This window comes from Muricomes intestini (assembly GCF_004346165.1).
Lineage (GTDB): Bacteria > Bacillota > Clostridia > Lachnospirales > Lachnospiraceae > Muricomes > Muricomes intestini.
Map to the genome: position 1 here is coordinate 86,085 of NZ_SLZZ01000014.1, position 8,767 is coordinate 94,851.

Consider the following 8,767-nt stretch of genomic DNA (forward strand, 5'->3'; position numbering starts at 1 on the left):
TTTTGAGCATAAAATGAAATTATATATATTTATTTTAAAATAAATATATGTTATAGTTGTTCTTGGGGATTACCAATAAAGGAAAATCTTTTTGAAGGAAGGGCTTTCCAGAGTTATTGTTGTGAGGAATAAATTATGCTGGATTTCCGAATGAAAACTTTTTTAAAGGTCTGCGAATGTATGAACTTTACAAGGGCAGCGGAGGAACTGAATATTACACAGCCGGCGGTGTCCCAGCATGTGCGGTACCTGGAAAGTTATTATAAGGTCCGGCTGTTTGACTATGAAGGAAAGAAATTGAGACTGACAGAGCAGGGAGAGCTGCTGCACAGCGCTGCACTGACTATGATGCACGATGAACAGTCCCTGAAAAGCAGGCTGACGCATCTGCCTGCGGGAAAGCAGGATGTCCGGTTTGGGGCTACAATGACGGTGGGAGAAGTGGTGATGCCGGAAGTGCTTAAAGCTTATCTTTCGACTTATCCAGAAGTGCAGCTTCACATGGAAGTGGCAAATACACAGGAGCTTTTGAAAAGGCTGGATGCAGGAAATATAGATTTTGCCATAGTCGAAGGCTTTTTTAAGAAGACCGAATACGATTTTCTTCATTATTCTACAGAAAAGTTTGTGGCAGTGTGCTGCCCTTCCTATTGCTTTCAAAAGAAACCAAGGCGGTTGGAGGATATGTTTGTTGAGCGTCTGCTTTTAAGAGAACCAGGCTCCGGGACAAGGGAAGTGCTGGAGCGTTTTTTGGATTCCCAGAATTATGGGTTGGAGGATTTTGAAAAAATAGCGGAAATTGGAAATCTCCACACACTTAAAGAACTGGCAAAGGCGGGACTGGGAATTACATTTTTGTATAAAATTGCAGTCAGGAAAGAATTGGAAAATGGGGAGTTGAAGCTGATAAAACTGGAGAACTGCCAGATTTACCACGATTTTACCTTTATCTGGCCCCGTGAAAGTATTTATGCAGAGTTTTACAGAGGTTTGTTCCGCCAATTTACAGGTGTCAGTTCTTCTGAACAGCTATGACATTATAGAAGAAAGAGAGAGCCATGAAGAAAAAATATTTGGGAATTGTATATATTGTAATATCAGCATTTTGTTTTGCCCTGATGAATATGTTTGTACGTTTGTCGGGAGATTTGCCCTTTGTGCAAAAAAGCTTTTTTAGAAATCTGGTGGCCCTTGTATTTGCACTGATTATTTTGAAAAAAGAGGGAGTTTGGTTTTCCGGGAAAAAAGGAAATATTAAATATCTGGTGCTCCGTTCAATAGCCGGAACCTTGGGAATTTTTTGTAATTATTATGCAATTGACAGACTGGTTTTAGCGGATGCTTCTATGCTGAATAAGATGTCGCCTTTTTTTGCAATTGTCTTTAGTTATATTTTACTGAAAGAAAAAATAAAGCCTGTCCAGGCCGTGATTGTAGTGACGGCTTTCCTGGGAAGTCTTTTGATTATCAAACCAACCACAGCAATTTTTCAATCTCCTGCGGCATTGATTGGACTGCTGGGAGGCTTGGGGGCAGGAATCGCCTACACATTTGTGAGGGTACTGGGGGAAAAGGGAGAAAGGGCTCCTTTTGTTGTATTCGTTTTCTCTTCTTTCTCCTGCCTTGTATCTCTGGGATTTATGGTGTTTGACTATCATCCTATGAGTGGGATGCAGCTTGTATATCTGCTTCTGGCAGGCTTAAGTGCAGCCGGAGGACAGTTTTCCATTACTGCTGCATACTTTCAAGCCCCGGCCAGAGAGATTTCTGTGTACGACTACTCACAGATTATTTTTTCAGCCCTCTTAGGCTTTATGGTCTTTGGACAGATTCCCGATGCTCTGAGCTGGGCGGGCTATCTAGTGATCTGCTCGATGGCGGTTCTTATGTTTATATATAATCACAGGGTTCACGGCGAAAAGACTGCAAATGAACGGATAGGTGATTCTTAAGGAATAGTTTAAAGAAGTATTTTATCAGAGAAAAAAGGCAGGTGAGCGCTTCACCTGCCTTTTTCTTTAATCCTTAATCGTATTTTTCCATCCATTCATTGACAAGCTTGCAGTACTTATCATTCTCTTCTACAAAGCACATATGTCTGCATCCGTCAAACAATTCCCATCTGGAATTTGGAATAGCATCATACATTGTCTTTGCAACAAGCGGTGTGCACAGATCATTCGTTCCGCTGATAATCAGGGCAGGTTCTTTGATGTCGCCGATTTTATCGCGGTAATCCCATCCGCCCAGGCTTCCGGTTGGGTTGTATTCATTTGGGCCCCATCCCGCTACATAAGCTTCGGAGCCTGATTTTTTTGGACGGCGCAGGCATTCCGGAGAATCCTCGGTCACTTCACCGGTACAGTGAAGGAGCATAAATCTATCGTTTGCAGCCAGATAATCCGGATCGTCAAAGTTGCCGGATTTTTCAGCTTTTGCAATGGCCTCTTGGTCTTCCTTGGACATTAGTTTAATCAAGCGGTGCTGCTCGTGAGCCCAAAGCTCTGCGGCAGGAAGAGTACTGGAAAGGATTACAGACTTTACCCCCTCGGGTTTGTAATCACAGAGATATTCAATAGCCAGCATGCCTCCCCAGGACTGTCCCAGCAGATGAACCTCATCCAGCTTGAGATGCTTTCTCAATTCAATTAGCTCGTTGTCCCATGTATCGGAGCACCAGAGCTCCGGGTGTCTCTCCACATAAGAGTTGCCGCAGCCAAGTTGATCGTAAAAGATAATTGCGCGCCCTTCATCTGCAAGCCTGTCCAACACCTCAAAATAGTTGTGTGTGGAACCGGGCCCCCCATGAAGCAAAACCAGCGGCTTTTTATTATCTTTGCATTCCCCAACGATGCGGTAATAAGTCTTGTATCCACGATATGGCATATAACCTTCAATGACATTCATACTATGTACCTCCTTGCCTTTATATGGCTTTTTATTATTATTAAAGTATAACAGATTTCCTGACTTCTTTCAATTCAAGCCAGGATAAAGTGTTAAGAAAATATCAGTATAATTCCCTAAATTTGTTAAAAATTTATTTAAATTGACAGATTAAAATACCAAAGTATAATATAAAGTATAACATCAATTGTAAGGTGATGCTAAAGTCTATGAATAAGTTCGGCGTACAGAAGTTGTCGCTTTAAGATAAACGATTTACTGAGGCGGGAACATTTTAGTGCGCCGGCAAAGAAAGGAGAAGTTGTTATGCAGGATTTAGGACTTCAAGAAAGATATCAGTTGTTTATTGGGGGAAAATGGAAGGATGCTTCCGATGGAAAGACCTTTAAGACCATCTGTCCGGCCAACGGCAGGGTATTGGCTGAATGTGCAGAGGCGACAAAAGAGGATGTAGACGAAGCGGTTCAGGCGGCCTGGAAGGCATTTGAATCATGGAAACATGTATCGGTCAATGAAAGGGCGGCCATTTTAACTAAGATTGCAGATATCATTGATGAAAATAAAGAAAGACTGGCAATGATAGAGTCTATGGACAACGGGAAACCTGTCCGGGAGACTTCTGCAATTGATATTCCGCTGGCAGCCCAGCATTTCCGCTATTTTGCGGGTTGTATTATGGCAGAGGAAGGCAGCGCTAAAATGCTGGATGATAATACTTTGAGCCTAATTTTGAGAGAACCAGTCGGTGTTGTGGGCCAGATTGTTCCCTGGAATTTTCCATTCCTCATGGGTGCATGGAAACTGGCGCCTGTTCTGGCGAGCGGCTGCTGCACCGTATTTAAGAGCTCTAGCTCCACACCTTTGAGCATTCTCGAACTGGCAAGGCTGGTCGAAGATGTTATTCCTGCAGGTGTATTCAATGTTATTACAGGGGCAGGCTCCAAGTCAGGAGAATATATGCTGCAGCATAAAGGCTTCCGAAAACTGGCATTTACAGGGTCCACAGAAGTAGGCAAAAGTGTCGCTCTTGCAGCAGCCGAGAAGCTGATTCCTTCCACCTTGGAACTGGGCGGCAAATCAGCCAACATTTTCTTTGAAGACTGTAACTGGGAAATGGCTATGGATGGACTACAACTGGGTATCCTCTTTAATCAAGGGCAGGTATGCTGTGCAGGATCCCGGGTATTTGTCCAGGAGAGCATTTATGATAAGTTTGTAGAAGAAGCAGTAAAGCACTTTAATCAGGTTAAAGTAGGTGTTCCGTGGGAGCAGGATGTACAGATGGGAAGCCAGATCAACGAAAGACAGCTGGAAAAAATCCTGAGTTACATAGAGATTGGCAAAAAAGAAGGGGCCAAAGTACTCTGCGGCGGAGGAAGAATCAGAGAAGGCGGCCTGGAAAAGGGAGCATTCATGCAGCCGACGCTTCTCGGTGAGGTCACAAACAACATGAGAGTGGCACAGGAAGAAATATTCGGACCTGTAGCGTGCATCATCAAATTTAAGGATGAGGAAGATGCCATCGCAATGGCAAACGACAGCGATTATGGACTCGGTGGGGCTGTGTGGACCAGAAATATCAACCGTGCCATCCGGGTGTCCAGGGCAGTCGAGACAGGACGTATGTGGGTGAATACCTACAACTCCATCCCCGAGGGAGCTCCTTTTGGAGGCTACAAAACCTCCGGCATCGGACGCGAAACACATAAGGTTATACTGGACCACTATACCCAGATGAAGAACATCCTGATTAACCTCAGCGAAGAACCTTCCGGATTGTACACAACCTAAAAGGGGTCAGACCCTTTTGAGGACCGTTTTCAGAATATTCTCAAAATTTCCGTAACAGTTCAGCCATGCGAATTTTTGACAGCGTAGGCAGGAGAAAGCTTGCTTTCGTATGCATATGCTACCGAAAATTCATATGGCGCTCTGCCACAGCGAGATGAAGCGCAGCAAAATCGAGCTGATGGCTGAACTGTTACAAATTTGCCTTTTTCTTTCTTCATGAAACGTTGACAAAAAGAATCTATATGTGCTACCATAAAAAGCGTTAGGAGCGCCTAACCTAAAAGCTGAGGCGCAAAATAGAAATAAGCGGCAGAAACATATGGAAAGGAAGTTTTAAGTGATTGAGATAAAAATGCAGGTAGATGGCATGCAGTGCGGCATGTGTGAGACACATATAAATGATGCGGTGAGGAGAGCCTTTCCGGTAAAAAAGGTTACATCCTCCCACAGTAAAAATCAGACAGTGATTCTATCAGAGAAGAATATCGATGAGGCAGAATTAAGGGAAGTAATCGGGAACACCGGATATGAAGTAGTGTCTGTTTCTAAAGCACCCTATGAGAAAAAAGGATTCTTTTCCTTTTTACGAAAATAGCAGGAAATATAAAATCTTGACATTATAACCCAAAAGGGGTAGACTAAATAAAGAATTGAATAAGTAACAAGGGGGCTGGTGCAATCCGGCTGAGATTAAGACTTATGCGTCTTTGACCTTATAACCTGATCTGGATAATGCCAGCGTAGGAAAGTGCGATACATAAATTTACGAATGCGAGTCTCGTCAGGTAATCTGACGGGACTTTTCTTTATGTAAATAAGGGTCAGGCCAGATTTTTATTCATTCAAATAATATAATGATACCAGGGTCAAAAGGTCATGCGTTTCATGCTTGCATGAAAAAGCATGACTTTGGGACCCGTAAAACATGAGAAAGAAGCCCGAGTAGGGCGGATTTCGAATGTTTTTAGGATTGCGGGAGCACAAAGTGCGGAGCAATCCGTAGGTATCAGGGGGCAAAATACCTTTTGACCCCTACATCATATAATTATCCAGGAGGAGAAAGCAAAATGAATGCAAGTGTAGCAATCCAGGTTCTGCCGGGTGTGGCAGGCGATGATGAGGTAATCCGTATTGTAGATGAGGTAATCGCTTATATCAAGAGCACGGGTTTAAGCTGCTATGTGGGTCCATGTGAGACTGCCATAGAGGGAGATTATGATGAACTGATGGATATTGTAAAAGAGTGTCAGCTCATCGCAGTCCGCGCAGGGGCTCCGTCAGTATCGGCGTATATCAAAGTATCATATAAGCCGGAGGGTGATGTACTGACCATAGATAAAAAAGTTACGAAACATCACCAGTAGGCAGGATGAGGAAAAACAAAATATGAGAAAGCAAACGACAGGAAGGACTTCTGCCAGTCATATTTGGCCGGCAGAGACATGGCCCGTACTGGCTGTCCTTTTGTTATTAATTATATGGCAGGCGGCGGGCAGCAGCGGGCTTATTCCAAAATTTATGCTGCCCACCCCGGTTAACGTGGCAAAGGCCTTTGTTTCAGATTTTCCGCTTTTGGTTAGCAATGCAAAGGTAACACTTGTGGAAGCTTTCATGGGTCTTGGAATGGGCGTGGCTGTGGGATTTATGATAGCAGTGTTGATGGACCGATTTGAAAAATTATATCAGGCCTTTTATCCCCTTATTGTGCTTACGCAGACTGTACCTACGGTTGCCATAGCCCCTCTTTTGGTGCTTTGGTTCGGCTACGAAATGCTGCCAAAGGTTATCTTGATTGTAATTACGACTTTTTTTCCGATCACAGTAAGTCTTCTAGACGGTTTCAAGTCTGCAGACAAGGATATGATCAGTCTGATGCGCTCAATGGGAGCATCAAAAATGCAGATTTTCAGGCTCGTTAAATTTCCGGGGGCTCTGGGCCAGTTTTTTGCCAGTTTGCGCATCTCAGTGTCCTATGCAGTAGTGGGAGCTGTAATTTCTGAGTGGCTGGGAGGCTTTAACGGGCTGGGAGTTTATATGACCCGGGTAAAAAAGGGATTCTCATTTGATAAAATGTTTGCGGTAATTTTCCTTATATCGGCCATCAGCCTGGCGATGATGGGATTAGTAAATATTATACAGAAGAAATGCATGCCATGGGAAGTGAGAAAGTAGAGATACTTTGAGAGGAGAAGGACGAAATGAAAAAGAATATATTAGCTGTACTGCTGTCAGCTGCTTTGGCCGGAAGTATGGCAGGATGCGCTACAAAGGAAAAGCCATCGGGAGACTTACAAAAAATCACCTTTGTGCTGGACTGGGTTCCGAATACGAATCATACAGGAATATATGTGGCAAAGGAAAAAGGGTACTTTGAAGCTGCCGGTTTGGATGTGGAAATTGTACAGCCGCCGGAGGATGGTGCTGAAATGCTGGTGGGCGCAGAAAAGGCTCAATTTGGCATTTCTGCCCAGGATGGTCTGATGCCCGCATTAATCGGAGATAATGCCATACCTGTGGAAGCAGTAGCAGCGGTTGTACAGCACAACACATCGGGAATCATTTCCCGCAAAGGCGAAGGGATGGAGAGACCTAAGGGGCTGGAGGGTAAGAAATACGCTACCTGGGATAAGGATCTGGAAAAAGCAATGATCAAAAATGTAATGGAAGAGGACGGCGGGGATTTCAGCAAAGTTGAACTGATTCCCAGTACTGTGACGGATGAGGTGTCGGCACTGCAGAGCAAATCAGTGGATGCCATCTGGATTTTCTACGGCTGGACGGGCATTGCCTCAAAAGTAGCAGATTTTGGTACTGATTATTTCGCGTTCAAGGATATTAACAGTACCTTTGATTTCTATACACCGGTTATCATTGGAAATACAAATTGGATGGAAAAAAAACCAGATGCGACAAAAGCATTCCTAAGCGCTGTAAAAAAGGGCTATGAGTATACAATTGATCACCCGGAGGAAGCAGTGGATATCCTTTGCAAGGCTGCTCCTGAGCTGGATAAGGAGTTGGTAGCAGCAAGCCAGAAATATTTGAATGAACAGTATAAGGCGGAGGTAGAACAGTGGGGATATATCGATCCCGACAGATGGAATGGTTTTTATAATTGGGTAAGTGAAAATGGCCTGTCCGAGACAAAAATTTCTGAGAATACCGGATTTACCGATGACTATCTGGAATAAGAATCAAACACAAGGGAGCGGTGAAATGACAGAACTGATTGTAAAGAATGTGACTCTTTCCTATGAGGAACAGCCTGTAATAGAGGATATTTCCGTTGAACTCCACGAAAATGAACTGGTCTGTCTCCTGGGCGCCAGCGGAGGGGGAAAGACAACGCTGTTCAATGTAATCTCCGGTCTTCATTTGCCGGATAAAGGAAACGTGATACTAAATGGGACAGACATCACCGGACGGCCCGGACATATCAGTTATATGCTGCAAAAGGATCTGCTGCTGCCCTACAAAACCATTGAGGATAATGCCGCCCTGCCCCTGCTGATTAAAGGGGAAAAGAAGAAAGCAGCCAGAGAAAAGGTAAGCGCATATTTCAGGGAATTTGGCCTGGAGGGCACCCAGAAGAAATATCCTTATCAGCTCTCCGGCGGGATGCGCCAGAGGGTTGCTCTGCTCCGGACCTACATGTTCTCCCGGGATGTAGCTCTGCTGGACGAACCGTTCAGCGCACTGGATACTCTGACAAAAAGTGATATGCACAGCTGGTATCTCGAGGTCATGGATAAAATTCATTTGTCGACGCTATTTATCACCCATGATATTGACGAGGCAATTTTGCTGTCGGACAGAATTTATCTGCTGACCGGTGTGCCGGGGCGGATCACAGATGAGATTATCATTCGGGAGGAAAAACCAAGAAGAAAAGATTTTACATTATCAGAGGAGTTTCTGAAATACAAGAGACAGATTCTCGGAAAATTATGAGATATCTTCATTGCATCTTCCAACAGGTTAAACTTATAAAGTTACAAAAGTATTAAGCGGAATGGGGGATTTCCCATTCCTTTTTTTGACACTTTTTGTTATAATTGTTTTAGAATGA

9 protein-coding genes and 1 riboswitch are annotated in these 8,767 nt (G+C 43.9%); of the genes, 8 read left to right on the forward strand and 1 reads right to left on the reverse strand.

Annotation, left to right across the window (positions count from 1 at the left end; all coding sequences use genetic code 11):
- The first annotated feature begins 150 nt into the window (after nt 1-150).
- Entirely contained in the window at nt 151-1,035 is an 885-nt protein-coding gene (locus EDD59_RS11030) for a LysR family transcriptional regulator (protein WP_330572062.1), read from the forward strand.
- 23 nt (nt 1,036-1,058) lie between these two features.
- Nucleotides 1,059-1,952 carry a DMT family transporter gene (locus EDD59_RS11035; protein ID WP_132381806.1) on the forward strand — a complete coding sequence of 298 codons (894 nt, stop codon included), beginning with the start codon at nt 1,059-1,061 and terminating at the stop codon, nt 1,950-1,952.
- A 73-nt stretch (nt 1,953-2,025) separates the two neighbouring features.
- Here the strand turns inward: EDD59_RS11035 and pepI are convergent, their stop codons facing one another.
- Nucleotides 2,026-2,907, reverse strand: coding sequence for a proline iminopeptidase (gene pepI, locus EDD59_RS11040; protein ID WP_132381808.1), 882 nt, complete (start codon nt 2,905-2,907; stop codon nt 2,026-2,028).
- A gap of 306 nt (nt 2,908-3,213) precedes the next feature.
- On the opposite strand from pepI, the gene EDD59_RS11045 reads away from it, so the two are divergent.
- The 6 genes from EDD59_RS11045 (at nt 3,214) to EDD59_RS11070 (ending at nt 8,649) form a co-directional block, all read left to right on the forward strand.
- Nucleotides 3,214-4,698: an aldehyde dehydrogenase family protein gene (locus tag EDD59_RS11045; RefSeq protein WP_132381810.1), complete on the forward strand. Its 1,485-nt coding sequence runs from the start codon at nt 3,214-3,216 to the stop codon at nt 4,696-4,698.
- Nucleotides 4,699-5,035: 337 nt separating this feature from the next.
- Nucleotides 5,036-5,293 (forward strand): heavy-metal-associated domain-containing protein, encoded by a 258-nt coding sequence (locus EDD59_RS11050; protein ID WP_132381812.1) that lies wholly within the window; start codon nt 5,036-5,038, stop codon nt 5,291-5,293.
- Between the two features lie 58 nt (nt 5,294-5,351).
- Nucleotides 5,352-5,462, forward strand: a riboswitch (TPP riboswitch).
- Nucleotides 5,463-5,765: 303 nt separating this feature from the next.
- Entirely contained in the window at nt 5,766-6,062 is a 297-nt protein-coding gene (locus tag EDD59_RS11055) for a thiamine-binding protein (protein ID WP_132381814.1), read from the forward strand.
- A gap of 22 nt (nt 6,063-6,084) precedes the next feature.
- Entirely contained in the window at nt 6,085-6,870 is a 786-nt protein-coding gene (locus EDD59_RS11060; RefSeq protein WP_132381816.1) for an ABC transporter permease, read from the forward strand.
- Nucleotides 6,871-6,896: 26 nt separating this feature from the next.
- Nucleotides 6,897-7,889 (forward strand): ABC transporter substrate-binding protein, encoded by a 993-nt coding sequence (locus EDD59_RS11065; RefSeq protein ID WP_132381818.1) that lies wholly within the window; start codon nt 6,897-6,899, stop codon nt 7,887-7,889.
- A gap of 25 nt (nt 7,890-7,914) precedes the next feature.
- Nucleotides 7,915-8,649, forward strand: coding sequence for an ABC transporter ATP-binding protein (locus tag EDD59_RS11070; protein ID WP_132381832.1), 735 nt, complete (start codon nt 7,915-7,917; stop codon nt 8,647-8,649).
- Nucleotides 8,650-8,767: the final 118 nt, after the last annotated feature.

Bases quoted from the DNA above. Each gene is read 5' to 3' on its own strand.
- EDD59_RS11030 (WP_330572062.1), top strand. From the start codon at position 151: ATGAAAACTTTTTTAAAGGTCTGCGAATGTATGAACTTTACAAGGGCA.
- EDD59_RS11035 (WP_132381806.1), top strand. From the start codon at position 1,059: ATGAAGAAAAAATATTTGGGAATTGTATATATTGTAATATCAGCATTT.
- pepI (WP_132381808.1), bottom strand. From the start codon at position 2,907: ATGAATGTCATTGAAGGTTATATGCCATATCGTGGATACAAGACTTAT.
- EDD59_RS11045 (WP_132381810.1), top strand. From the start codon at position 3,214: ATGCAGGATTTAGGACTTCAAGAAAGATATCAGTTGTTTATTGGGGGA.
- EDD59_RS11055 (WP_132381814.1), top strand. From the start codon at position 5,766: ATGAATGCAAGTGTAGCAATCCAGGTTCTGCCGGGTGTGGCAGGCGAT.
- EDD59_RS11060 (WP_132381816.1), top strand. From the start codon at position 6,085: ATGAGAAAGCAAACGACAGGAAGGACTTCTGCCAGTCATATTTGGCCG.
- EDD59_RS11065 (WP_132381818.1), top strand. From the start codon at position 6,897: ATGAAAAAGAATATATTAGCTGTACTGCTGTCAGCTGCTTTGGCCGGA.
- EDD59_RS11070 (WP_132381832.1), top strand. From the start codon at position 7,915: ATGACAGAACTGATTGTAAAGAATGTGACTCTTTCCTATGAGGAACAG.